21 protein-coding genes and 1 pseudogene are annotated in these 25,817 nt (G+C 65.4%); 4 read left to right on the forward strand and 18 right to left on the reverse strand.

The window, feature by feature from the left end:
• The first annotated feature begins 125 nt into the window (after positions 1-125).
• Complete coding sequence (locus QZY44_RS19160; RefSeq protein ID WP_295449942.1) at positions 126-2,321, forward strand: alpha-amylase family glycosyl hydrolase; 2,196 nt, start codon at positions 126-128, stop codon at positions 2,319-2,321.
• 227 nt (positions 2,322-2,548) lie between these two features.
• Here QZY44_RS19160 and waaA read toward each other — a convergent pair whose 3' ends face one another.
• The 15 genes from waaA to QZY44_RS19235 all read right to left on the reverse strand — a co-directional run bounded on the left by waaA (position 2,549) and on the right by QZY44_RS19235 (position 20,234).
• Complete coding sequence (gene waaA / locus QZY44_RS19165) at positions 2,549-3,826, reverse strand: lipid IV(A) 3-deoxy-D-manno-octulosonic acid transferase (RefSeq protein WP_295449946.1); 1,278 nt, start codon at positions 3,824-3,826, stop codon at positions 2,549-2,551.
• 258 nt (positions 3,827-4,084) lie between these two features.
• Positions 4,085-4,261, reverse strand: a complete 177-nt coding sequence (locus QZY44_RS19170; protein ID WP_295449951.1) for a CsbD family protein — start codon at positions 4,259-4,261, stop codon at positions 4,085-4,087.
• A 158-nt stretch (positions 4,262-4,419) separates the two neighbouring features.
• Positions 4,420-5,031 carry a hypothetical protein gene (locus tag QZY44_RS19175; RefSeq protein ID WP_295449961.1) on the reverse strand — a complete coding sequence of 204 codons (612 nt, stop codon included), beginning with the start codon at positions 5,029-5,031 and terminating at the stop codon, positions 4,420-4,422.
• Between the two features lie 138 nt (positions 5,032-5,169).
• The gene (locus QZY44_RS19180; RefSeq protein ID WP_295449966.1) at positions 5,170-5,571 is read right to left on the reverse strand and encodes a hypothetical protein; all 402 of its coding nucleotides are present in this window, start codon (positions 5,569-5,571) and stop codon (positions 5,170-5,172) included.
• 32 nt (positions 5,572-5,603) lie between these two features.
• Complete coding sequence (locus QZY44_RS19185; protein WP_295449968.1) at positions 5,604-7,103, reverse strand: DUF294 nucleotidyltransferase-like domain-containing protein; 1,500 nt, start codon at positions 7,101-7,103, stop codon at positions 5,604-5,606.
• Between the two features lie 3 nt (positions 7,104-7,106).
• The gene (locus QZY44_RS19190) at positions 7,107-7,502 is read right to left on the reverse strand and encodes a response regulator (RefSeq protein ID WP_295449971.1); all 396 of its coding nucleotides are present in this window, start codon (positions 7,500-7,502) and stop codon (positions 7,107-7,109) included.
• Positions 7,499-10,330: a sensor histidine kinase gene (locus tag QZY44_RS19195; RefSeq protein WP_295450020.1), complete on the reverse strand. Its 2,832-nt coding sequence runs from the start codon at positions 10,328-10,330 to the stop codon at positions 7,499-7,501. The genes QZY44_RS19190 and QZY44_RS19195 overlap by 4 nt, the downstream gene beginning before the upstream one ends.
• A 2-nt stretch (positions 10,331-10,332) precedes the next feature.
• Positions 10,333-10,533 carry a hypothetical protein gene (locus tag QZY44_RS19200; RefSeq protein WP_295449974.1) on the reverse strand — a complete coding sequence of 67 codons (201 nt, stop codon included), beginning with the start codon at positions 10,531-10,533 and terminating at the stop codon, positions 10,333-10,335.
• A gap of 237 nt (positions 10,534-10,770) precedes the next feature.
• Complete coding sequence (locus tag QZY44_RS19205; RefSeq protein ID WP_295449977.1) at positions 10,771-11,004, reverse strand: DUF2892 domain-containing protein; 234 nt, start codon at positions 11,002-11,004, stop codon at positions 10,771-10,773.
• 234 nt (positions 11,005-11,238) lie between these two features.
• On the reverse strand, positions 11,239-11,502 hold the full coding sequence (locus QZY44_RS19210; RefSeq protein ID WP_295449980.1) for a zinc ribbon domain-containing protein: 264 nt from the start codon (positions 11,500-11,502) through the stop codon (positions 11,239-11,241).
• Between the two features lie 261 nt (positions 11,503-11,763).
• Positions 11,764-12,942, reverse strand: coding sequence for a type I restriction enzyme endonuclease domain-containing protein (locus tag QZY44_RS19215; RefSeq protein ID WP_295449983.1), 1,179 nt, complete (start codon positions 12,940-12,942; stop codon positions 11,764-11,766).
• Positions 12,924-14,768, reverse strand: a complete 1,845-nt coding sequence (locus QZY44_RS19220) for a type I restriction endonuclease (protein WP_295449986.1) — start codon at positions 14,766-14,768, stop codon at positions 12,924-12,926. Before QZY44_RS19220 ends, QZY44_RS19215 begins: the two co-directional genes overlap by 19 nt.
• Before the next feature lie 1,285 nt (positions 14,769-16,053).
• Entirely contained in the window at positions 16,054-17,316 is a 1,263-nt protein-coding gene (locus tag QZY44_RS19225) for a restriction endonuclease subunit S (RefSeq protein WP_295449993.1), read from the reverse strand.
• Positions 17,313-19,622 carry an N-6 DNA methylase gene (locus QZY44_RS19230; protein ID WP_295449999.1) on the reverse strand — a complete coding sequence of 770 codons (2,310 nt, stop codon included), beginning with the start codon at positions 19,620-19,622 and terminating at the stop codon, positions 17,313-17,315. Before QZY44_RS19230 ends, QZY44_RS19225 begins: the two co-directional genes overlap by 4 nt.
• A gap of 27 nt (positions 19,623-19,649) precedes the next feature.
• Positions 19,650-20,234, reverse strand: coding sequence for an NnrU family protein (locus QZY44_RS19235; RefSeq protein WP_295450002.1), 585 nt, complete (start codon positions 20,232-20,234; stop codon positions 19,650-19,652).
• A 202-nt stretch (positions 20,235-20,436) separates the two neighbouring features.
• Here QZY44_RS19235 and QZY44_RS19240 point away from each other — a divergent pair, with 202 nt between their 5' ends.
• From QZY44_RS19240 to QZY44_RS19250, 3 genes are all read left to right on the forward strand, one after another.
• Complete coding sequence (locus QZY44_RS19240) at positions 20,437-21,465, forward strand: ABC transporter permease (protein ID WP_295450004.1); 1,029 nt, start codon at positions 20,437-20,439, stop codon at positions 21,463-21,465.
• A gap of 15 nt (positions 21,466-21,480) precedes the next feature.
• A complete protein-coding gene (locus tag QZY44_RS19245; RefSeq protein ID WP_295450007.1) occupies positions 21,481-21,882 on the forward strand; it encodes a cupin domain-containing protein in 402 nt (133 codons plus the stop codon).
• 190 nt (positions 21,883-22,072) lie between these two features.
• Entirely contained in the window at positions 22,073-23,929 is a 1,857-nt protein-coding gene (locus tag QZY44_RS19250; protein WP_295450010.1) for a GGDEF and EAL domain-containing protein, read from the forward strand.
• Positions 23,930-23,993: 64 nt separating this feature from the next.
• Here QZY44_RS19250 and QZY44_RS19255 read toward each other — a convergent pair whose 3' ends face one another.
• The 3 genes and pseudogenes from QZY44_RS19255 to QZY44_RS19265 all read right to left on the reverse strand — a co-directional run.
• Positions 23,994-24,710 (reverse strand): SprT family zinc-dependent metalloprotease, encoded by a 717-nt coding sequence (locus tag QZY44_RS19255; RefSeq protein WP_295450013.1) that lies wholly within the window; start codon positions 24,708-24,710, stop codon positions 23,994-23,996.
• Complete coding sequence (locus QZY44_RS19260; RefSeq protein WP_295450017.1) at positions 24,707-24,865, reverse strand: hypothetical protein; 159 nt, start codon at positions 24,863-24,865, stop codon at positions 24,707-24,709. Before QZY44_RS19260 ends, QZY44_RS19255 begins: the two co-directional genes overlap by 4 nt.
• Positions 24,826-25,817 (reverse strand): annotated as a pseudogene (locus QZY44_RS19265) (restriction endonuclease subunit R); the annotation flags it as partial. The pseudogene QZY44_RS19265 and the gene QZY44_RS19260, both read right to left, overlap by 40 nt.

Genomic DNA, 25,817 nt, shown 5'->3' on the forward strand with positions numbered 1-25,817 from the left:
CGAGACCACGGCAGCCTGCGAGGTTGCGTCGCGGCTGAAGCCGCTCCCACCGGGTCCCGGTCTGACTTTCACGCTCCACCTTCATGCGGAACCGCACCGGCGGTTCACCACACCCAGGACCCGCTATGCCTAAACAGAACCGCACCCATCCCCAGGCCACCGAACTCGTCGTCGCCTGTGAACGCCCCGCGGGTTGGGCCGAGCCGCTGCGTGTCCACTTCTGGGATCAGTCCCCGGGCGGTGCCGGCAGTGCCTGGCCGGGTGTGGCCATGACGCCTGATCCGCAGCGCCCGGGTTGGTGGCTGTACCGCTTCCCTGGTATCCGCTCCGTGCGGCTGCTGTTCACCGACGCCCAGGGCAACCAGACCCCCGACTTTACGCGTGAGCGCAGCGGTTGGTTGGATGCCGGCGGTCGCTGGCATGACCAGGTGCCGGCCGCCGGTGCGGCAGCCAGGCCCGCACCGCCACCGGTGCCGCGCCCGGCCGTCTCCGAGCGGCTGGCCCCGGTGCGCGAGCGGACCGACTTTCGCGAGGAGACCATCTATTTCCTCCTCACCACCCGCTTCTACGACGGCGACCCCGGCAACAGTTTCTTCTGCCGCGACCGCATCCGTTTCGACGCCAACGGCCAGGCCATCGATCCCCATTGGCGCGGCGACTTCAAGGGCCTGATCGAGCGCCTGGATTACATCCGGGACCTGGGGTTCACTGCCATCTGGATCACCCCCCCGGTCGAGAACCGCTCCGGGCTCGATTACCATGGCTATCACGCCTATGACTGGACGCGCATCGACCCGCGCCTGGAGTCGCCCGGGGCGACGTATCAGGACCTGATCGACGCCGCCCACGCCAAGGGCATCAAGATCATCCAGGACGTGGTGGTGAATCACTCCTGCCAATACGGCATCCGCGGTCAGGTCCACATCGACCACCTGCCGATCAAATACTATGTCCCCCAGGGTTCAGAGCAGGGTCGGGTGAATCACGGCCCCTACCAGGGTAACCTGGGCAACTATGCCTGCCCCAACCGGGACGACATCGACAACCCCCTGGCCCCGGACTGGTGGCGGGAGCGGCACGCCCGCGACCCTGAAGGGCTGGAGCCGCTGGTCGACCCCAAGACCGGCGAGACGGTACCGAAGCCCGGCTACAACCCGGGGCGCTTCTTCGGCGTCGATGCCAATCAGCTCGACCCCAACTGGTACCACCAGGAGGGCTTCATCTGCGGCGGCGACTGGGAGAGCGCCTGGCCCTTGCAGCACAAGCACCTGGCCGGTGACTGCATCGATCTGGCCACCGACCGGCAGAACGTCAAGGACTACCTGATCGGCGCCATCAACGGTTATCTCGACATGGGCGTCGACGCCCTGCGCATCGACACCGTCAAGCATGTGGAGCGCGACAACCTGCTGGAATACGTCAACGCCTGGAAAACCCACAAGCCGGGGCTCTTCGTCTTCGGCGAGAACCTGGTCAAGGGCTATGGCTGGGGGGACTTAGGCGGTGGCGACAATGGCCCGAGCCAGATCCGCCCCTGGTGGTACACGCGCCTGGGGCATGACCCGCGCGACCCCAACTCCGGCGGGGACTCCGGCTTCTCGGTGCTGGACTTCGGTCTCTTCTCCACCTTCCGCGACACGGTGAGCAAGGGGACCTATGGCGGTACCGCCCAGATCCTCGGTATGGACTGGATCTATGGGGACGCGACCCGCCTGGTGACCTTCCTGCAGAACCACGACGTGGGGCCGGACAACGACTTCAAATACCGCTTCAAGGGCGACCAATGGATGGCCGCCGCCGCCTACAACCTGATCTGGACCGCGCGCGGCATCCCGTGCCTGTATTACGGCGAGGAGATCGAGTTCATGAAGGGCGCCCCCCAGGATGTAGAGGGCGAGCGCGACACCTTGGACCAGACCGGGCGCGCCTATTTCGGCGATCACCTGACCGATGAGGCCATCGGTGCCACCCAGTCCCACCCGCTCTATCAGCACATCCGACGCCTGAACCAGATCCGCCGCGCCGTGCCCGCGCTGCAAAAGGCGCCGATGACCCGGGTGTCTGAGTGGGGGAGTGGGATGAGCTTTGTGCGCGACTTGTCCGAACAGGGTGACTATGCCGTCGTCGGGTTGGCCATCGGCTCAGACCAGCAGGTCACGGTCGACGGCGTGCCCGACGGCACCTACCGCGATGCCGTGACCGGCCGCGAGGTGCAGGTCGGCGGCGGGCATCTGAGCTTCAGCGTGCGCGCCAACTCCGCCGGTATCTATGTCCTGAACGGCCCCGGCAAGATCGGTGAGGACGGGGCCTACCTGCGCTGATCCCCTGGAGTCCAAGGCAGCCTTGGCCCGGCGCCGCCGGGGCTGAAGCCCTGGACTCCAGAGTGACCTGGCCGCGCGTCCGTCAGGGCCTGTTGGCCCACCACTCCCAGTCGTTTCCGGCCAGGTCCATGGTCCCCTGGTCGCACACCCCCGCCAGCTTGAGCCCGACCGCGGTCAGCCGCCCACGTTTGCTTTCGAGGCTGATCGCCCCCTGTGATGGCCCGATTCTAACCCGCGTTGCCCGCCAGCTGCCCTTCGATCAGTTCGATCAACCGCGCCAGCGCGCCGCGGTTGCGCTCCACGACCAGCCGCCCGCGCTCCCCGACACGGGTGCGCAGTGCGGCATTGGTCAGCCACTGCGTCATCAGGTCCGCGAGCGCAGCGGCGTTGTCCACCTGGACCGCCGCGCTCTCCGCCACCAGCAGTTCGGTGATCGCCGCAAAGTTGAACACATGGGGACCGATGGCCACCGGCACGCCCACCGCGGCCGCTTCCAGCGGGTTGTGGCCGCCGGTGCGCACCAGGCTGCCGCCGATGAAGGCGGCATCCGCTGCGGCCAGGAAGACCGGCAACTCACCCATGCTGTCGCCCAGGAAGACGCCGGTCTGCGGTGTGCAAGGCGCCCGGGTGCTGCGCCGCGCGAGTTGGAACCCCGCACGCGTGATCAGGCCGGCGACCCGGTCGAAACGCTCCGGGTGACGCGGCACCAACACCAGCAGGGCCGTGGGCACGCGGCTGCACAGGCGCCGGTGGGCGGTCAGCATGAGCTCGTCCTCGCCCTCGTGGGTGCTGGCCGCCACCCACACCGGCCGGTCGCCGCCCCAGGTCCGGCGCATGACCTCCGACTGGTCCTGGAGACTGGCCGGCAAGCGCAGGTCGAACTTGATGCTGCCGGTCACCCGCACGCGCTGGGGGTCCGCTCCCAGGTCTTCAAAGCGCCGGGCGTCGGCCTCGCCCTGGGCGGCGATCAGGTCGAAGCGCCGCAGCGTCGCGCGGGTCAGTCCTGCCAGGCGCGCATAGCCCTTGGCCGAGCGGGCCGAGAGCCGGGCGTTGGCCAGTACGACGCGAATGCCGCGTGCGGCACACTGCGCCAGGGTGTTGGGCCAGATCTCGGTCTCCATGACGATCAGCAGTCGCGGGCGCACCCGGTCCAGGAAGCGTCCGACCACCTCGGGCAGGTCATAGGGGGTATAGCGATGGGTCACTGAGTCGCCGAACAATTCCTGCACCCGCGCCGCGCCCGTGGGGGTCGTGGTGGTGACCAGGACCGCGAGCGGCGGGTCGCGGGTCAACAGGTGCTTGATCAGGGGTTGGGCGGCCTGGACCTCCCCGACCGAGACCGCATGGACCCAGACCTGCGCGGGCGCCGCTGGCGGCGTGTCCCGGACCAGGCGCTCGGCGATGCGTTGCCGATAGGCTGGCGCCTTGAGGCTGCGCCACAGCAGTCGCAGCAACATGATCGGCAGCAGCAGGCGCAGCAGTAGGGTGTAGATGGTCAGATTCATGGGGCCGATGACGGGTGGCGACTGGGGAAGGTGCCATCTTGCCGCAACGGCGGCGGCGGGTCACGGCAAACCGCCCGGTCGCGGCATCGGCGGTGCGCGCTGGCCGGCTTCTTACTCACGCGCCGCGTTGGAACGAGAAAGCGCCCCCGGGGCGGCCATAAGCCAGCAGCACCGGGGCGATCAAGACCCATCGTCGGGTCGTTGCCGGACCGCAAGCCAGTCCGGCCGGGTCAGTGACCGACCTTTGCCGGTGCCGTCTTAGAGGCGGCTCTTGGCATCCGCGGCGTAATCACCGAGGTCAGCCAGGACCTTGCCGGCGTTCTTCTGGATAGCTCCTTTTTCTTCTAGCTCCTTATTGCCGACGACATGGCCGGCGACTTCCTTGATCTTGCCTTTCACTTCCTCGACGCGACCGGTGACTTGTTCTTTGTTCATGGGAATCTCCGATTAGCGCATTGAGCCGTGACCACTGCGGTCATGACCCGGGCGTGGAATGAGTGTTTCCATCGCTGGAGCGGCGCTTTACACAGAAGAGCAAATATGCTCAGTGCGGTACCGCGCACCGACTCGAGCCAGGGACGATGGTGCGTCCGTTAGCGCCCGGAGCGCTGAGCAGGTGGGCCGCCATCCGGTGCGTCGGCGAGGTCACCATCCGGTCCACCCATCGGTCCGTCGCGCATGTGGTCGTGCCCAGGTTCGCAGTCCTGCTTGCCCGGGCGTTCGTCGCGCGGTCCCATGGACTCCAACTGCTGCCTTTGCGCCGGGGTCAGGACGGTAGCAATCCGGTCCTTGATCGCGGTGCGGTCCAGGCCCGGTTGGTCTCTCTGCTCTTCGAGGATGGCGCGTACCTTGGTGGTCTGCTCGTCGGTCAGGTTCAGACGTTTCGCCAGGCGGTCCACATGCTGCCCCATCCGCTTATTCATCTCCGCGTTCTGTTCTGCACGCTGGGAATCCGTGAGGACCCCGTCGATGCGCTTGCGGGCGTCTTGATGCAGGCGCTCGGCAGCGGCATGCTCTTCCTCAATGATGGTCTTCACCTGGGACTGCTGCTCCGGGGTCAGGTGGAGGCGCTCGGCAATTTGTGCGAGGTGCTTATCAGCGGACCAGGCATGATCGCCACGCGGCCCGCCCGGGCCGGCGAAGGCGGCCGTGGTGGCGATGCCGATGGCGATGGCAAGCAGGGTCTTGGGGGCGGTGAATGTCATTGGCTAACTCGCTCGAAATGAAGGAGTCAGCAGGGTAGGTCCGGCGACCCGCGAGGGTCTGTTCGCTGACCCACACAGGGCCGCGGGGCGCCGCGAAGGGGCTTGGGTAGCAGCCGGTGCGGGTGCAGCGCCGGCTGTTCAGCGTGTTGAGCGTACCCGCACCAGGATAAGCGGCATCAGGGCAAACAGCACGAGCATGGCCAGATAGACGCTGCCGGAGACGGGGTCGCGGCTCGCGATGTAGTCGGCGATTGATTGATGGGCAAGCACGACGGTGAGTGACCACTCGGCGGCGACGAGCAATGACAAGGCGATAGCACCCGCGGCCAGGCGCGCCCACAGGCCCGGTGGCAAGGCGAACCGCTTGACGATGAAGCGGGCGGCCAACACGATGACGACGAGCATCAGCGGCATTTCGGTCAGTTCGGCGATCCGTATACCAAGCCGCGGCACCAGGAATGGTACCCGTATTGCGCCCAGCACGAATCCGGCGCCGAAGACCAGGGCAAAGTATGTCAGACCGGCCTTGATGTTGCGCATAGTGGTTCCCAATCTTTTATTTTGACCGAAGGTCAAAATAAAAGATGCTGCTGGCGCAGCCGCAGCTGCATCCGCTTGGCCTGTTTGAATGCCTCTTTCAGCATCAGGCGGTGCAGTTCATTCAGGTCGTCCGGGTCGACGCGGTTGACGCCCTCGCGGTCCGTGGTCTGCAACTGTTGGCTGATGCGGAAGCGTTGGATGAGGTGAAAGGCCTCGATCTCGGCCGCGGTGTCGGCGCTCGGGCGCCCCTCGCAGGCGCCGGCGGCGCGCAGGCGCTCGGCGGTATTGGTGGCCCAGACGCCGTGTTTGAGCGCCCAGACGCGGGCGGGGTCCATGAAGAGGCGGGCGCCCTGGAGTTTGAGGTCGATGGTGTGGGGGAAGTCGCGGTTGCGGTCATAGGTGAATTGGCCGGCCCAGCCGATCGGCGGGGCGACGTTGACCGCCTGTTCCGCCAGGTTGTGCAGGAAGCGACCCGCGGCGATGGTCTCCGCCAGCAGCCAGGTGCGTAGGTGATCGGCGGGCTCGAAGCTGCCGTAGAGCGGGCGGAAGTCGAAGAAGATGGTGCCGTTGAGCAGGGCTTGGGGCTCGGGTTCGGCCAGCCAGTCGGCGAAGCGCCGCCGCCATTCATCCGCGCTCAGGCACCAGGCCGGGTTGCCGGCCATGATATTGCCGCGACAGCGTTCGAAGCCGCAATGGTCCAGGGCCTTATTCACCGCCTGGGCGAACGGCAGAAAAGCGGCGCGTAGCTCCTGCGTCGCGGCGGGCTCCGGCGGGACGAAGATGAGCCCGTTGTCCTGATCGGTGGTGAAGGTCTGCTCCAGCCGGCCCTCGGAGCCGAAGACCAGCCAGCACCAGGGGACGGCCGGTAGGTCGAACTCGTCCTCCATGATCTCGATCACGCGCATGGCGATGAGGTCGTTGAGCCCGGACATCCATTGGCACAGCGCCTCGACTCCCATGCCCGAGCGAAACAGGTCGGCCGCGCGCTTGCGCACCTGATCGGCTGCCAGCGTCATGGCGGGCAGGTCACGGGCGTTGCCGATGGACTCGATCAGTTCCTCGGCCCCGCCGGCGCGCAGCCCCAGCAGGTCGGCCTGCCCGACCAGCCCGAACAGCCGCCCGTCGGCTTCCACCAGCAGCAGGTGTTTGGCCCCCCGCTTGGTCATCAGGACCTTGGCCCGGTGGGCTGGGGAGTCCGCGGCGATGGTGAGCGGGGCGCCGATCATGTGGGCGGCCACCGGGTCATCGAGCCCAGCCCCTTCGAAGCTGATGACGTGCAGCATCTCGCGCAGGGTGACGAGCCCGAGCGGCAGGCCGCTGGCCTCGTCGGCCACCACCGCGGCGTCCTCCTGACGCTGGCTGATCTGGTAGAGGGTGTCACGCAACGTTGCCTCGGGAGGGACCACCGGGGGGCGGCGGCGCGCCAGCGAGCGCAGCAGTGCCTGATCGGCACCGCCGGTCTGCTCCAGGGCGGTGTCCAGATATGCGGTGTTGAGCCCGGGCATGGGTGAGAATTCGTCGGTATCGCTCATGACTCAGTTCCCGCCCGGCGCTGCCGCGGCATCGGTGTTCAACAATTCCAGTGCTTTGGCGATCAGCTGGTGGGTGGAGAAGGGCTTGGGCATGTAGGCATCGGCCCCGAGTGTCAGCCCTTTGGTCTGCTCGGCCTGCCGGCCCTTGGCGGTGAGCATCAGGATGCGGGTGCCGGCCAATTCGGGGTCTGAGCGCACCGCGTGCAGGACCGCGAAGCCGTCGAGTTTGGGCATCATGACGTCCAGTACCACCAGCGCCGGACGCTGGGCGCGGATGGCCGCCAGGCCCTCCTCCCCGTCGCGCGCCACGCTCACCGTGAAGCCCTCTCGCTTCAAGAGAAACTCCAGTGAGATGACGATATTGGGCTCGTCGTCGACGATCAGTACACGTTGGCTCATGGTGGACTCTCACCGGGTGCTGGGGCCGGATCAGTGCGATCCCGGTCCGGTTCTTCTGGGGGTTGCTGGCCTGTTTCGCAAGCGAGTGCGGGTAGTTCGAAGCACAAGGTCGCCCCCGTGGGTGCCCCGGCCTCGGCCCAGATCCGGCCGCCGAAATTCTCCACGATCTGGCGGCTGATGGGCAGCCCGAGCCCGGTGCCGATGGGTTTCTCCCCACCGCTGGCGGCCTGGCGAAACTTCTCGAAGACGAGGCTGAGATCGGCCGCCGGGATGCCGGGCCCATTGTCTGCGACGCACACCCGGGCACAGTCGCCATTGCGGGTGAGTCGCACTGCCACCCGCCCGCCCGTGGTCGGGACGAACTTGGCGGCGTTGGACAGCAGGTTCACGAGGACCTGGACCAGCCGGTCGCGGTCGGCCAGCACCTGGGGCGCTGGGCCTGGGTCTGATTCGACCGCCAGCTGCGCCCCGCGCCCCTCGATCAACTGACCGGTACTCGCCACCGCCTGCTCGATCACCTCCAGCAGGTCCACCGGCTCGATCAGCCAGTCGGCGTGGCCCGACTCGATCTTGGCCAGGTCCAGGACCTGATTGACCAGCCGCGAGAGTCGCTCGGTCTCGCTCACCAGGATGCCGAGGAAGCGTTTGCGCTCCCCTACCTCGATCTCCGGGTCGTCGAACAGGATCTCGGAGAAGGCGCGGATCGCCGCCAGCGGGGTGCGCAATTCGTGGGTCACGGAGGACATGAAGTCGTCCTTGAGTCGATCCAGTTCCTGGAGCCGCTCGTTGGCCGCGCGCAACTCCGCGCTGGCCGCCTCCAGCTCCCGGGATTTCTGTTCGAGTTCGTGGCTATAAGCACGGACCTGGGAGGCCTCGTCGAGGATATCCAGCACCTCGTCGATGCCCAGGGGTTCCTCCTCGGTCACCGTGGCGACCATGACCCGGGCGGAGGCCCCGCCGATGGCCCCGGACAACAGGGTCTCGGCGAAAGCGACGGTCTGGGCGTCCGCCGGCAGCGACTCCGGCGTCTCCAGACCACGCGTCAGCGCAAAGTTGGTGAAGGCCCGGCGCGTGCGCTCGGCCCCCAGGAAGCGCTCGGCCAGCGTGCGCAGCTCCGCGACCTCGACACTGCCGCGCCACAGCGGGAGCCCCATGCGTCGGCCGTGCTTCAAGGCATCCACATAGGCGCTGGCCTGGGTGGCCTCCACCGCGTTGGGGGCGCGCAGTGAGGAGACCGCGACGAAGGCGCCGATGTTGGCGCTCAGGCTCCAGAACAGGCAGTGGGTCACCTCGCTCCAGTGGCTGAGCCCGAACAGCGCCTGGGGCTTCAAGAAATCCAGGCCGAAGAGCCCGGACTCGATGAACATGGGCGGCAGCCAGCCGGAGCGGGCGAAGGAGGGTAGGAGCAGGGTATAGATCCACACCAGAAAGCCCGCCGTGAGCCCGGCCAGTGCGCCCTCCCGGGTGCCGCCGCGCCAGTAGAGTGCGGCGAACACCACCGGCGCGAACTGCGCCACCGCGGCGAAGCTGATGAGCCCGATGCCGACCAGGGCATAGGCCTCCCCCGCCAGCCGGTAATAGAGCCAGCCGAGGACCAGGATCAACACGATGGCGGCGCGGCGGATCATCAGCAGCAAGCGGCCAAGATCCATACTCGCGGGGCGGTGGTGCCAGCGCCGCAGCAGCACCGGCAGTACCAGGTCGTTGCTGACCATGGTGGAGAGTGCGATGACCTCCACGATCACCATCCCGGTGGCCGCGGAGAGCCCGCCGATGAAGACGGTGAGTGCCAGCACGGGATGGCCGAAGGCCATTGGCAGGCTGAGTACAAAGGTGTCTGGATCCACCTGGCCGTCCGGGAACATCAGGAGCCCCGCCACCGCGATCGGGATGACGAACAGGTTGATCAGCAGCAGATACAGCGGGAAGAGCCAGATCGCCCGGCGGATCTGGCGCTCGTCGCTGTTCTCCACCACCGCCACCTGGAACTGACGGGGCAGCAACATCACCGCCAGCGCGGCCAGCAGCGAGATCGCGAACCAGTCGGCGGGTGAGTGGATGCCCGGGTTCAGCAGGGCGGCGACATGGGGGTCGTCGACGACCTCGGGCAGGGCCGGGCCGCCGCTGGTCCCGAGCCCCAGCAGTCCCACGGTCGCCCACAGCCCCACCGCCAGGAAGGCGACCAGCTTGACGATCGACTCGAAGGCGATGGCGGCGACCATGCCCTCGTGGCGCTCGCTGGCGTCCAGGTGGCGGGTGCCGAAGAGGATGGTAAAGGCAGCGAGCAAAAGGGCTACGATGAAGCCGGTATCGGCCCAGAAGGCGAGGTTGCGGACCTGCGGCATCTGCACGTCGGGGTAGTGTGCCAGGATGGTATAGCTCCAGGCGATCGCCTTGAGCTGCAACGCGATATAGGGCACCACCCCGCACACCGCGATCACCGTTACCAGGCCGCCGAGCAATTGGCTCATGCCGTAACGCGAGGCGATGAAGTCCGCGATGGAGGTGATACGCTCGGTCTTGCTCACCCGCACCATCTTGACCAGCACCGAGCCCCACAGCAACGCGATGAGCGTCGGGCCGACGTAGATGGCGAGGAAGCTCAGGCCCGAGGCGGTCGCGCGTCCGACGCTGCCGTAGAAGGTCCAAGCGGTGCAGTAGACGGCGAGCGAGAGTGCGTAGACGGTGGGGTTGCCGATCACTGAGTGGCCGCGGTCTGCGCGTCGGTCCGCCCAGTAGGCGATTGCGAAGAGCCCGCCCAGATAGACGCAGGCGACGCCGATGATCAGCGGCCCGGTGATCACCGACGCGGGCGCGCCTGCGATCACGTTCAATCCCGGCCCCGGGAGGATGCCCAGGCGGCACCGGCGATCACCAGTGCCCAGACACCGAAGAGATAGAGATAGAGCGCGGGGATGCCGAGCAGGCTCGGCACCGACTCGAAGCGGCCCGGCAGCGGCGAAAAAAACGCGAATAGGGCGGCCAGGAACAGGACCAACAGGCGTTGTCGCAGGAGCGTGGCGCGGGGCATGGCACGGCCCGGGGTCAGGGGGTGATGGGCGTCAGTATAGAGCCTGTGCGGCTGCGTGGGGAATCATCCGCTGCGTGCCGGCGGGCAATGGTGTTTGGCCGTCCCCCCACCCCGCCCTCCCCCACAGAGGGAGGGAGATGTGGACCGCGCTGCCGGCGCGACTTTCACGGCAAGCGTCCCGGCCGGGTGCAGTGACTCGGCCGGGCGCGATCCAGCGGCTTACTGGCTAGCCGGGGGCTAGTCCTTCTGGTTGGTGTTCGTCTTGGTCACCAGGTAGGCCGGGCAGAAGCCGAAATAGGCGGTAGCGAGCAGCACGAGGGCGATCAGCGCGATGACCCAGTTGTGGAAGCCGCCGCGGTAGAAGCCGATGAGTAGCAGCACGGCAACGGCTAGGCGGATGATGCGGTCCTTCTTGCCGACGTTGCATTTTTCGGGCTGCTTGAACTCGGGTAGCTTGAATTTGAATGCCATGGTGATTTCTCCAGTTGAGGCGCGCGGCCAGGGGGGTCGGTGCCCCGCTGCCGGTCCGCGTTGGCGGGGTAGGCGGGGGCAGGGTGTGCAGCGATCGGATTGGTTGGGACCGAACCTTCAGCCCCCAGTCCTTGCGCTGCGCCGGCAGCGCGGCTGGGAAGCGTATGCATAGTAGGGGTGTATAACCCATGCCGTCAAAGGGCAAGCACCCCGGCAGTGCGGCAGTGCCTGCGTTCAGTGCATGCTGCAGCCGCCGCTCGGACAGCAATGACCGCTGGCACAGGGGGGCAGCGGTGTCGCACTGCTCCCCCGACTGGTGCTGGAAATCACGTTGCCCCCGGTGGCCAGGCGCTGGACCGGGGCGTCGGCCGGGGTATCCCCGGGCTGCACGCCGGCCCGTCGGCACAGATCCCCCCAGGTCTCGAGGTTTTCGCTCATGCGGTGGCTGACCTCCAGCACACGGCCGTTGGTGGCGCAGCGGTAGTCATAGGTCGGCATGGGATGCTCCTTAGGAATATTGAAAAGCGCTAATATGGGGTGATTATAGGCGCCTGAAGGGTCACTGGAAACCGGCCGACGGCGGCGCCCCGGCAGTCGCGCGTAGGGTCATGGCCCGTCGTTCCGGCCACCCCGGGGCCGGAGTCCAAGGCTTCAGCCTTGGATGGACAGGACCAAGGCTGAAGCGCTGAAGCCTTGGATTCCAGAAGACGGCCGCTGACCGCAACGATGATCAAGGCCCCAGCGGCGCTGCGGCCCCTGCTAGGCCGCCAACAGGTACGCACCATGGGCGCTGCGCTGCCAGACATAGTCGTAGACCAGCGCCGCAACCGCTTCCGTCTGGGTGTCCGTGAAGGTCGGCCGCGGGAGCGCGCGGTAGAGGTCATCCAGGATGAAGATCTTGACCTCGGCCTGGGTGGCGGTCTTTTGCGTCCAGTCCGCCATGGGGCGCAGCAGCGCTTGCAGGGACGCGAGCAGTGCCCGGCTTGCCTGCTTGATGCGGTCGCGATCCGCCCGGCTCAGATCATCCCGGAACAGCAGGTCGAAGAGCGCCAACTCGTCCTCGCTCAAGCCCTCCGCCGCCGCCCGGCGTGCTTCGGTGTCCAGGGTGGCCGCCAGTTCGACCAACTGGGCAAAGGCCGCCTCCACCGTCGTGCGATCCTTCTCCCGGTTGTAATCCGCGATGATCTCCTGATAGCGCTTGTAATAATCCATGCGGGTCGGGTTGCGGGCCAGCATCTGCGCGAGTTTCTGTTCCACCAGGTCGCGGATGTCCTGCACCGCGGCGCGCTTGCGGCGTACCTTCCTGGCGAACTCCGCGCGCAAACGCGTGAAGTCGATCCGGCTCAGATCGATCGTGATCCCGTCGTCCTGGTCCTTGACCTCGTCGGGGCCTGGAGCCGTCGCGCGGATCGCCTCATTGACGATGCGGTGCAGCGCCTTGAGCAGTTGCGTCACGTCGGCGGTGTCGCGGCGCTCCTGGAGCTTCCTGCAGATCGCCTCGAGGTTGTCATGGTGCTGCGCGTAGGCGAGGGCGCTCGGCTCCATCAGCAGGGCCTTGAAGCAGGTGAAGACCTGGCGGGCCATGACCTCGAAGCGGCGTCTGGCCTCGTCGGAGGTATAGATTGCGTCGACCGCATCGCGCAGCGCCTCGATCCGGGCGAAGCCGGTCGCACCAGCGAGGCATGCCGCGTCGAACCCCAGCCCCAGCAGGTGCTGCTCCGCTGCCTGGAGCGCCTGGAGCAGGGCGGCTACCAGGTCCTCGATCGGGGCGACCGTGTCGGCGACCGTTGCGCCGTCGGCATCCCCCAGGGCAAATTGGGCCAGGGCCTCACGCAGTCCCTTGAGCACCCCGTTGTAGTCGACGATGACCCCGCACTCCTTGCCCGGATAGATGCGGTTGGCCCGGGCGATTGCCTGCATCAGCGTGTGGGCGCGCATGGGTTTGTCGATATCGATTTGCCGGTCTGCCAGCGGGTGGAGGCGTGCGCCACGAAGTCATCCGCCAACTTGTCCAGCCGATCGTCGGCGGTGACGACCTCATAGTCCTTGCCCAGCAGCCGCTCCAGCAACCCCGCCTGATCGGGGTCCAGATCGGCCTGCTCGACGGCCGCCGCGATCCGGTCATTCAGGTCCAGCCGGGCGAGCCCGAGTTTTTCGCCGCGGCTCTCGTAGACCAGCCGCACGGTGGACTGATCCTCCACCGAACGCTGGAAGTCATAGCGTGACACATAGCCGCCGAAGATCCGGCGGGTCAGCTCATCGTGCTGGAAGAGCGGCGTGCCGGTGAAGCCGATGAAGGCGGCATTGGGCAGCGCCAGGCGCATGTTGCGCGCCAGGCGGCCGGCCTGGGTGCGGTGAGCCTCGTCAGAGAGCACGATGATATCGTCGCGCTCGCTATAGGGCTCGATGACCGGCTGATTGAACTTGTGGATCAGGCTGAAGATATAGCGGTGATTGCATTGCAGGAGCACCTTGAGCGCCTTGCCTGAGTCCGCACGCGGGGTCTTTTCATCCGTCAGGCCGCAGCCGATAAATGTCCGCCAGATCTGGCCGTCCAGGTCCTCACGGTCCGTCATAATCAGGAAGGTGAAATTACCCGCCAGCATCCTGCGCACCTTCTCCGCGAAGAAGGCCATAGAATAGGATTTGCCGCTCCCCTGGGTATGCCAGAAGACACCGAGCCGGCCCAGGTCCGGATGGGCGCGCCGCACCAGCGGCAACAGGTCTTCATCCGCCGTCTTGGTCGATCGGGTGAGCGCCGCGTAACTCGACGCTAAGGCGGTGCCCGGATCGGCCGGCCGGTCAGCCTTGCCCAGGAATTCGGGCAGCGGCGCCCGGTACTCGACCAGACGCGTGCCGCTGTGGAATTCCCGCTTCAATTGCTCCTGCCGTCGTACCGACTCCACCGCGTTATTGACCCCGAGCACCTGGTGATTGCGTGCCACGATCTTGCGTGTGCCGCCGGTGCGGCTGTCATCGAACAGGATAAAGTTCTCCACCAGATCGAGCAGTCGCTCCTTGGCCAACAGGCCGTCGAGCAGGCACTGAGCATCCAGCCGCGCCTGGTCTTTCTCCAGGTCGCGCTTCCATTCCACGAAGTGCTCCCAGCGGCTGGTGATGGAGCCATAGCGCGCCCGATCGCCGTTACTCACGATCAGCAAGGCATTATGGTGAAAGGCATGGGCGATGCTGTGCTCGTCCAGATAATCGGTCAGGTTGTGGTCGAACCCGGTGCGGATGTTCTTATAGACCGCCTTCAACTCGATGAAGACCAGGGGCAGACCGTTGACAAAGAGGATCAGGTCCGCGCGCCGATTGTAATGGGGCACCCGCACGCCTTGTAGCTTGAGTTCCCGCACCGCCAGGAAACGGTTGTTGGCGGTGTTGCGAAAGTCGATCACCCAGGCCCGCTCGCGCCTGAACTGCCCCGTCGCCTCGCGCCATTCCACCGGCACCCCATCGCGGATGAACGCATAATAGTCACGGTTGTGCTGTATGAGAGAACGAAAGGCGTCGATCCGCGTCAGCCGCTCCAGTGCCTGTTCCCGCGCGGACTCCGGCATCTCCGGGTTCAGCCGCCCCAGGGCCGAGCGCAGGTCGCGCAGCAGCACCGCCTCACGCTCCGATGCGCGGCCCAGGGTGCCGTGCGGACCGAAGGTCTCCGCATTGAAGGCATAGACCGACTCCCAGCCGAGCGCCTGCTCCAGGTGCTGCGCGAAGGTCTGCTGGACCAGGCGGTCTTCGCTGTTGATGTTGGTGATCATGCACACTGTCCCCAAAATCCAAGGGCCAAATTCATGCCTAGAATACCGCGAACTGCGTGTGCTAGTCACTGCAAGGGCATGCTAGCGCTGGTGCTGAGTGCCTGGGCTTCGGCATGCCCAGGATGCCAGATGATCCGCGGGCCGACGTTCCCGCACTCCGGCCGTAACCGGAGGTCGAGGCTTTAGCCGGTGGCGGCTCCCGACAGATCCAAAATAAATCAGTGGCGCCTGCGCGCCGGACCGGCTAAAGCCTCGACCTCCTGTAACAGAAGCTCCTCGGAGCTGCATTTTCTCCCTGCCCCCTCGTGGGGGAGGACCGGGGTGGGGGCGTCCGCCAGCGCCCTATCTCCGGCGGCCGTCGTTGCGACTCTGAGACAGGACGTCTTAGCTGCGCTGGTCGGCGGTTTCCACGCGAGATAGGCCGTCTTACCGTTGGTGATCGGCGTTGTATCTCGATAGGCCGCCTTATCGCTGAGATAGGCCGACCGAATTTCAGAGATAGGCCCACCTATTTCTGAGACAGGCCGGCGTCTCTCTGAGATAGGCTGACTGAGTTTCTGAGATAGGCCGCGTTATCGCTGAGATAGGCCGACCTACTTTCTGAGATAGGCTGGCTTATCTCTGAGATAGCTCGAGCTATTTCTGAAATAGGCTGACTTATTCCTGAGATAGGCGGACATATTTCTGAAATTCAGTCGGCCTATCTCTGAAATTTGGCCGTCCTATCTCTAAAATAGGCTGTCCTGTCTCCGGGAGTCGATGTTGTGTGTCTGGTCATGGATCATCCTATCTCCGGCAGTCGACGTTCTATGTCCGATCATGGATTGTCCTGTCTCCGGCAGCCGTCGCTGTGTCTCTGAGAGAGGCCGTCCTATCTCCGGCAGTCGAGGTTATATGTCCGATCATGGATTGCCCTATCTCCAGCAGCCGTCGCTATATCTCTGAGAGATAGGCTGTCCTGTCCCCAGCAGCCGTCGCGATATCGCTGAGATAGGCTGTCCTATCTTGGGCATCCAGCCACCGATGTCCGCGACGGATCGTCCCGCCATGGACATCAGTGGTTGAGTCCTTTGCATCGGACCTTAGTATCGCGACTGCCGCGCGTCCCTGCGCCGACCGGACCCTTCGCCGCTCACAATAGGCACGTCGGAAACCGCCACCGGCTAAAGCCTCGACCTCCAGTTGCAGACGGACCGGCTGGCCGGAACGATGATCAAGGCCCGGGTTTCAAACCCGCCCCGACGTGAGCGCGGGAGCAGTCGGATGGCCGTCTTCTCTGCGCTGGTCAAACCGCAAGCTCGCCGCTCATCAGGCGGGGGAGTAGGAGGTCGCGCGCGGTGCGGAGCTTTTGGTTCTGAAGCGCCAGGTTTTCCCGTTGTTGGAAAAGCTCCGCGGCGAAGTCCCCGAACTGGCGCATCAAGGCGTTGGTTGGGAGTGTGATCGCAAAGCGTGCAACCATTTCTTTCGTCAGGGCCTCGCGGGTTGATCCCTTCTGCGCGTAGCTCAACAGTTGGCGCTTTCGTTCATCACTGTTGATGGCCTTGTGGACAAAGAACGGATCGGCCTTGGCCGGATCAACGCGGATGATCATGACGTGCTGATTGACCCTGGCGGGCAGAAACCGCTCGGGCGCCATGCAGCAACGTGCCACCGAGGCCCCGGTGATATTCAGCAGGATGTCCCGCGATTCCACCGTTACCCCGGACAAGGCGTCGGCGTGGTCCTCGCCGACGAATGCAAGGCCGTTCTCCAGGAAGGCATCGTCATAGACGTTCATGCTGCGAATGAGCGGTACGCCTTCCGAGAGATAGATGGATTCCCCGCCGCGCGGGGTGAAGCCGCTGCCGAGCTTGGTCGTGACCCTTCCAAGTGGTTCTTCGCGCCAGCCCTCGGGCAGGTCGTCGATGATGGACGTATGTTCATAGCCGGGGAATCGCAGGCGGACGAACCACTCTTTGTAGAGTTGCCGCGCTGCGTCTTCCAGCAGCGCCATGCGGCGTCGGTTGTTTTCGATCAGGTAATCATATCCCGAAAGGATCTTAGCGATCTGCCGCTGATACTGAACGTCGGGGAGCCTTATCGCAAAGCTCTTCAATGTCCCAAGATTGATATGTGGTACACCAGAAGATGTTGCGTGATTGATGATCTTCTGGATCGTTTTAGGTTGGCGAAAGAAATAATAGACGAAACGGCTGTCCGCGATATTCGGCGCTACCGTCAGTTTCATCTGGCTCTGCGAAATGATGTAACGCTGGAACCTTGGCTCAGTCGGAATTAAGCCGACTTGGCCCAGTGTGCCACGTTGAGTAAAAACGAGGTCTCCTGGATAAGCTGTGTTCGAGTGAAGCTGCTCTGCCTTGCTTTCAGATACAAAAACAAAGTCATTATCATGAAATGCTGCTTCGGCTGCAAGATTGTTTCCGCGAATGACCGGAACACCTTCATCCACATAATCGCGTGACGTCAAGTTGGAGCCGAAGGGGCCGCCCACGAAGGCGTAAGGAGTTATGGCCTTTATCGCGTCAAGGGGTGTTGTGCGCCACTTCATATCCCTAGTCCTTCAAAGTTCTCCGCAATCCGCTCCGCCAACCCCGCCGCCTCCCGGTTGAGGTCGGCGATCTCGGTGTGGATGTCGCGCAGCGTCTGCTCGAAGTCGAAGTCGTCGTCGATCTCGGGCGGGGCGACGCCGACATAGCGGCCGGGGGTTAGGCTCCAGTCGGCGGCGGCGATCTCGGCGCGGTCGACGACACGGACCAGGCCGGGGACGGGCACGAGTTCGGCCCGCGGGAACCGGTCTTGGAGCCAGACCACCTGCCGGTGAAAGTAGAGTGCGCGGCGCAACTGCTCGACCGATGTCTTGCGTGCCTCTTCGAGCTGCTTCAACTCGCGATTGGCGGCGCGGCGGTCATAGGGGCCGCCATTGGTCACCGGGGCTTGCGTGTCGCGCCCTTTCAGGGCTTGATCGTCCTTTTCGGACGACCCAGGGCGTTGCCCTGGGCTGGTATGTCGCGCCCCTTCGGGGCTTGCCTGGGTATCCCGGGCTGCCGCCTCGGACGCGGCGGCCAACGCGGCACCCAGGTCCGCCCCCCGGGCGCTGAGCTTGTAGAGCAGGTCGACCTGTTTGATCAGCCCGCGGGTGGACTCGGCGATGGGCTCGAAGGCGTGCCGGGCGGCGTGTTGATGCTCCACCAGGCGCGTGAGTCCAGCGGAGCACTCGGGGTCGCTCGCTTCACTTACTCCGGGCACCGGCGGGGTGGTGTCGGTTGGCGCTGCCTGTGCTTGGTATGTGCTGAGGCTGGCGAGGAGTTTGGCCGCGTCGGCGGTGTAAAACCCCGTTGCCTCGGCCAACTCGGCTAGGGCCGCGGTGAGTGCCTGCCGCCGCTCGGGGTCCAGGCCGGCCTGCCCGGACGCCGCCCGGTCCAACTCCTGGAAGCGTCCGCTCAACTGTGTCAGCAGCGACTCGAAGGCGGCAAGTGCGGGTGGGATCAGCGTGCACTCGGCACCGATCCGCGTCAGGTAGTCACTGACCAGCCCCAGGAAGCGTTTGCGCTGCCCGCGGTAGAGCCAGACGATGGCCGCGAGGTTGTGCATCTGCTCCGGGGAGAAGTCATAAATCTTGCGCGTGACCTTGCGGTAGATGTTGCGGGCGTCGAGCATCAGCACCTGATCCCGGCGGGCGGCGGGCTTGCCGCGGTCCAGGAACCAGAGTTCGCAGGGGACGGTGCGGGTGTAGAAGAAGTTGGCGCGGATGGAGATCATGAGATCCAGGTCGCCCGTCTCGATCAGTTTGCGCCGGACCTCCTTTTCGCCATGCCCGGCGCTCGACGCCTGGGAGGACATGACGAATCCGGCGCGCCCCCGGACGTTGAGATAGCTCCAGAAATAGGAGATCCACAGGTAGTTGCCGTTGCCGACCTTCTTCTGTTTGTTCACACCCGGCAGACCGAAGGGCAGGCGGGGGTCGCCAGCGATGCGCTCGGCGTCGACCAGGTCGACGTTGAAGGGCGGATTGGCCATGACGAAATCGCACTGGCCGAAGACGGTGAATTCGTCCTGATAGTAGGTGATGGCCTCGGCAATCTGTCCCTCCAGCCCGTGGACCGCCAGGTTCATGGTGGCGAGGCGGATGGTGGTGGGATTTTTCTCCTGGCCGTAGAACAGTACCTTCTTGCGGGTGTCCCCGCCGGCATGCTCGATGAAGTGGCTCGACTGCACGAACATGCCGCCGGAGCCGCAGGCGGGGTCGAAAACGATGCCGTGATCCGGCTCGATGACGTTGACGATGGTCTGTACCAGGGCCGACGGGGTGAAGAACTCACCGTTGTCGTGGGCCTTCTGGACCGAGAATTTCGCGAGGAAATACTCGTAGATGCGCCCGAAGACATCGCCCGTGGCCGAGCGGATGCGGTCACTGTTGAAGACCCGCATCAGGTCTTCGAGCACCTTGGTCTCGAAGATGCCGTCGTCCTTGGGCAGCACACCCACGAGCGGCGCGAAGCTCGCCTCAATGGCGGTCATGGCGTTGTTCACCAGCCGGGGCAGCGCGGTGCCGCCCAAGGCCGCCTGCTGCATGATCCAATCAAAGCGCGCCGGCTCCGGGAGGTAGAGCGCGCGGCGGCGGATGTAGTCCTCCGGTAAAAGCTTGCGCTGGGGCATCTGGCCGCTCGCCTGGTCCGCGGCGATCTGCCGGGCGGCGGCGTCGAAGCGGTTGGCGGCGTGGCGCAGGAAGATCACCCCCAGCACCGGCATGAAATAGTCACTGGAGGTGAGCTTGCAGTTGGCCCGGAGGTTGTCCGCAGCCTCCCAGAGGTCCGCCTCGAGTTGCTCGATGTCCTTGAATGTGCCGCTCGTCATGCCGTGCTGCTGGTGTCGGTCATGGCCCTACAGCGCCGTCACGCCGAGCGGCGAGACGCCGAACAGCCAGGCATGGACCCAGAACAGGAACACCACATAGACCGCCAAGCCGCCGACGATGGCAATCAGGTCATTGAATTTTGAGGGCTGGGCGCCAGGAATTGGCGCTTCGGTCCGATACTTGAGCGAGACGCGGTCGGACACGGACCAGATGAAGAAGGACCAGAACAGGAGTACGTCCCCCAGGTTGCCGTTGGCCAGCAGGTGGGCCAGCGACCAGAAGGTGACGGCCAGCAGGGTCGGGTGGACGGCGGCGCTTTGGATGCGCCCGGGCAGATAGGTGGCGAACAGCAGCGGGAAGACGGGGAGCATGATCAGCAGGCTTAAGTGCCGCAGCCAGGTCGGCGGGACATAGAGCGGGACCGGCGCCTGCCGGGCGAGCGAATAACCGATGCAGATCATGGCCATGCCGATCAGGCTGACCACCGAGATGAAGCCCCGCCAGCGCTCCAGCCCGATGACGCTCACGAACTTTTCCCGCGTGCCGCGGGCGAGAAAGGGCATCGAGTGGGCGGTGATGAAGAGAAAGAGTCCAAGGAGCAGGATGGCCATCGGGTCGATTTCCAGTAGAGTGAAGGTCCGGGAAGGACGGGCGGGAATCCGCGGTTGGCGGTCCGCGCCCGGGCTTGGGACAATGCTACCGCAAGCGTCCCCGACTGTCCCCGGGCTCTTCCCCTCCGGGCTGGGGCGAATACTGGCCGCGCGCCCCATGCCGCGGCGCGCAACCTTCGGGCCAGGCCCGGGAGACCCCACGATGTGGCGCCGTATCCTCGCTATTCTCGTTGCCCGTAACCGCGAGTTCTACCGTGACCGCGCCGGTCTGGGGTGGAATATCCTCATGCCGATCCTGATCGTGCTGGGTTTCGCCTTCATCTTCAGCGGCGATCCCCCGGACCAGTTCAAGGTCGGGGTCCTCGCCGCGGACACCGCCGCGCCGCCGCCGAGCGCCTTTCTGGCCCTGAAGCATATCCAGTTTGTGCCGGTCACCGACCTGGCGGGGGCCGTCACCAAGGTCGATCGTCATCAACTCGACCTGTTGCTCGACCCGCGCTCCAGCCCACCCAGCTATTGGGTGAACCTGGAGTCTCCCAGCGGCTATCTGGCCGAGCGCCTGTTGCTGGGGGCGGGGGACGGCGCCGCGACCAACGCCGCGGCGCCGCAGCGCCATACGCTCACCGGCGCGGCCGTGAGCTACGCCGACTGGGTCCTGCCCGGCATACTGGCGATGAACGTGATGTTCTCCAGCCTGTGGGGGGTCGGCTATGTGATCGTGCGCTATCGCAAGAATGGGGTCTTGCGGCGGCTTAAGGCCACGCCCTTGAGTGCGTTTGAGTTCCTGACCGCCCAGGTGCTCTCGCGGCTGTTGGTGGTGATGGGTGCCAGCCTGGTGGTCTTCGTGGGTGCAGATCTCTTGCTGCACTTCACCATGCGCGGGTCCTATTTAGCCCTGGTCCTCGTGTATGCCACTGGCGCGCTGTGCCTCATCAGCCTGGGGCTCATCGTCGCCGCGCGGCTGCGTACCGAGGAGTTGGCCGACGGCATCCTGAACCTGCTCTCCTGGCCGATGCTCCTGTTCTCCGGGGTCTGGTTCTCGATGGAGGGCACCAGTGCCGCCGCGCGGGTGCTGTCGCAACTCTCACCCCTGACCCACCTGGTGGATGCCGCCCGCCGGATCATGATCGATGGGGCCGGGGTATTGGAGGTCCTGCCACAGGTGGTGTTGCTCGCGGCCCTGGCCGCGGTGTTTCTCAGCGTGGCGGCCTGGCTGTTCCGCTGGGAGTGAAGCCGGAGGTTGAACATGCCGTCAGCCGTTGGAAATCTGTTCGCCGACTTGCCGCGGCCCCAGACCGGTGAGGTCTTTGCGGACCTGTTGCGGCTCGACCTGCCGCCAGGGCCGGCGCGCGGCCAGGTGTGGATCGAGCACATCGTGAGCAGCGCGAGTCCGGAGCCGGTCCTCTATGACCAGCCGCAAGACGAGTGGGTGGTCCTGCTCCAGGGCCGGGCGCGGCTGTGGGTGGCGGGGGTGGAGCGGGTCTTGGGGTCCGGCGACTATCTGTTTATCCCCGCCCACACGCCGCACCGGGTGCTCGAAACCTCCGCCGATCCGCCGTGTGTCTGGCTGGCGGTGCATATCGAGCGGGGTGGGACCTCGTCCAGGGTCCTTGCCAATGGGTTGAAAGGCTCGCCAAGGCTGGCGTAACGGTGGTGCGGACAAGCCGGCGGCGGCCCGGCGCCGGGATGTTCTGAGCGGTTTCGTATGACTTATAAATATGGGACTTACAGATGAAGCGCTTCGAGCTATGATCGGGCCGAAACCTGTCTGAGTGATGCTCCATCGCGCTGCCGGGTAATGAGTGACGGTTTTCATTTTATCTATTGCTGGACCCGTCATGCCGCCCTCCAAGGACCCCACTGACCGCGCACTCGCTGATCCGCTGTCCGCGCCGCGTCGCGAGACGCCTGACGCCGCCGATGCGGCGCCCCTGACCCCCGACCTGGCGGACGTCATTGAGGTCGTGCGGACGCGGCCCGCGATCCTCGCTGCGCCGCATTTCCTGCGGTCGGTCATCGACGGGGTCGGCAACCCCATCATGGCCATCGACACCGATTACCGGCTCCTGCTGATGAATCAGGCCGCACAACGGGCCATTGGTGGTCTGCGCGAGGAACTCGGCGGCCTGACCTGCTACCGTGCCATCCATGGCCGCACTGCCCCTTGCGACAGCCCGGACCATCCCTGCCCGGTGCCGCAGGTCCTGGCCGGCGCGACGGCGGTCAAGGTGGTCCATTGCAACCTGTGGGCGGATGCAGCGGTCCATTGGATCGAGGTGATCGCCTCGCCGCTGCTCGGCCCCGCGGGTGAGGTACTGGGTGTGGTCAAGTCCTGGCACGACATCACCGATCATCGGGACCTGACCGCATGGCTCAAGGAGCGTGAACGGCAACTCGAACATCTGGTCCAACATGACCCGCTGACCGGGTTGCCCAATCGCCTGCTGTTCGCCGACCGCCTGCACCAGGCGATGCACCATGCCAATCGCGAGAGCCGCAAGGTCGCCGTGCTGTTTGTCGACCTGGATCGTTTCAAAGCGATCAATGACAGCCTGGGACACGCGGCCGGGGACCAGGTGCTCAAGCAAGCGGCGGGGCTTATGCGTGGTCTGGTGCGCGAGGGTGACACGGTCGCGCGTCTGGGCGGCGACGAGTTCATCGTGGTCCTGGAGGCCTTGGCCGACGGCAGCAGTGCCGGTCTGGTTGCTGACAAGCTGCTCGCGGCCTTCAGAGCGCCGTTCGTGGTCGAGGGGCGGGCGCTCAGGGTGACCACGAGCATCGGCATCAGCGTTTATCCCGACGACGGGGCCGACGTCGATGCCCTGGTGCGCAATGCCGACTCCGCCATGTATCGGGCCAAGGCCCAGGGCCGCGACACCTTTCGCTTCTACACGCAGGCGATGACGGCGCGCGCCATCGCGCTCGTCTCGCTGGAGACCGACCTGCAGCGGGCCCTCGCCGACGGGGAATTCGCCCTGCACTACCAACCCCAGATCGAGCTTGCAACCGGTCGCATCGCCGGCCTGGAGGCCCTGCTGCGCTGGCGCCACCCGGTGCGGGGGCTGATCGAACCCACCCAGTTCGTCCCCGTGGCGGAGTCGACCGGGCTCATCGTGCCGATCAGTGCCTGGGTGGTACGCACCGCCGCCACCCAGATGAAGGCGTGGCGGGATCAGGGGCTGCTCACCGATGCGGCGATCTGGATCAACCTGTCCAGCGGCGATATGCGCAACCCGAGCCTGGCGGAAAGCATCGCTGATATCGTTGGCGAGGCGGGTCTGGAGATCAACGCCCTGGCGGTTGAGATCGCCGGGACCTGGATCATGGCCAATGCGGAGTCGGCGCCCATGAACATCCTGCGTCTCCAGGCCCAAGGCATCGAAGTCGGTATCGATGATTTTGGCGCCGGTTATTCCTCCCTGGCGGTCGTCCAGCGCCTGTCGGTGCGCGAACTCAAGATCGACCGGTTGTGTGTCGCCGGGCTCCCGGATGATGCCGATGCCTGTAGCATGGCGCGGGCGGTCATCGCCCTGGGCGACGCCTTGGGGCTGCGCGTGGTCGCCGAGGGGGTCGAGACGCCGATCCAGGCGGACTTCCTCAAGGCCGAGGGGTGCCGAATCGCTCAGGGTTATCTGTTCAGCTGGCCGCTCGCGGCGGCGCAGTTCGAGGTCTACGCCCGGTCGGTGGCGGCTTGATGATGGGGCGGGGCAGGTGCGCCAGCGGGTGGGCGATAAACGAAAGAGGGCCAGGCATCTCGATCTATTGCCGCATCGCGGGAGCACACCAGAAGACATCGGCGGTGCCGCGATGAAGTTCGGCGTTACGGTCCTGCCAATCCGGCAGGGCGCGCTCCAGCGACCGCCAAAATTGCCGGTTATGGCTGGGCTCCACCAAGTGGCACAACTCATGGACCAGCACGTAGTCCACCAATCGGACCGGGAGTTGCAGGACCCGCCAGTTGATGTACAGCGCACCATCGCGCCCGCAGGACCCCCATCGGTAACCCAGGTCGCGCACCAGGACGCGCGTCGGGGCCGGGCCGGTGCGCGACCTTAGCAAATCGATACGTCGCGCCAGCCATTCTTTACCCGCGTCGATGTACCACTGCCGGAAGTGGGCATCGGCGGGCCGTGCATCACGCCGTAGCAGGAAGCGAGTCCCGTCGAAGTCGAGCGCCGCCGTCTGTTCATCCACCAGCACCAGGCGATAGCGGCGGCCGAGATAGCTGAAGGTCTCCCCGGTCACATACTCAGGGGCCAGCGCCTTGAGCGCGGATTCGTCCTTGAGTGCGAGCTTGCGGTGCACCCAGAGCAGCTTACTCCCGGCCCAGTCGGCCAGTTCGTCATCGCCGGTGGCAAAGGGCGCGTGGATGACCAATTCACCGGCCCGGTCCACGGTCAACCCCAGGGTCCGACGGCGGTCGCTGCGCCTTATCGTGAAGGCCAGTCCGTCCATCTCTAGGGTCTCAGTCATCATCGGGTCAGGTGCTCATGGTTTTCGCGGGCCAATGCCACCAGGCGTTGCGCCAGGTCCCGTTCCGTCTCAGGTTGGCAGATGCCCCGCTCGTCGAGGTCACGGACCAGGCGCCTGGTCAGCAACTCCCTGGCATTGGTCTTCTTCCAAAACCCCACGGTACTGATCTCCTGAGCGATGCGATCGACCATCTCCAGGGGTTGGTGAACCCGGTCATATGAAAACGCGCCGCGTGCTGCATGTGCGCCGCCTTGGCGCGGTTGTTGGTCTGGTTGGCAAGCACCTGCTCGAACTGCGCGTCGGTAATGGCCGTGGGCGGGATCTTCGGATCGACCCCACGGGCCGACACATGGCCGTCGATCAGGGTCTTGACCTTTTCCGCCACGCCCAACAGGTTCAGTGCCGGATCGCGGTACAGGTTCGCTGCCACCTTGTTGATGAAGCCCAGCAGCTTGGCGTCCCGAAACACATCCCCGGGGACTTCCGGCCGATGCTCCAGTATGTTCAGGGTCTCGTAGAACAGACGCAGCGCCGTGATGAATTCGGCCCGGACCTTGAGGTCGGCAAGCAACTCCACGCACTGGTCCACTTGGGTGAAGAGGTCGGTCACGCCCCGCGACGTGAAGACCGCCACGGCGCGTGCCCGTCGGTCCAGCAGCTTGGGCAGTTCGACACCGATATCGATGAGCGCCCCTGTGATATCCGCGCCGTCGTATTCTTTCAGCGCCTCGTCCAGGTGACGCGCCACGCCGATGTAATCGACCACAAAGCCGCAGTGCTTGCCCCCATAGGTCCGGTTGACTCGGGCAATCGCTTGCAGGAGGTCGTGCGAGACCATCTTGCGATCCAGGTACAGCATTTGCTCCACCGGGGCGTCGAAACCGGTCAGCAGCATGTTGTTTACGACCAGGATCGCCAGCGGATCGGTCTTGGCCGTCTGCTCCGGCGCCCAGCGGCGCTTGAAGCGTTCGATCAATGCCTTCTGTTTCTCCTTGTCCGACCAATTGCGCCAGGACTCCGGGTCGTTATGATTGGGCGAGACGACGGCCGCGACCTCCAGCGCCCGTAGCCTGGCCAGTTGGGGATAGAGCGCAAGCAGCGAACGGGTCA

This window comes from uncultured Thiodictyon sp., from assembly GCA_903837595.1.
GTDB lineage: Bacteria > Pseudomonadota > Gammaproteobacteria > Chromatiales > Chromatiaceae > Thiodictyon.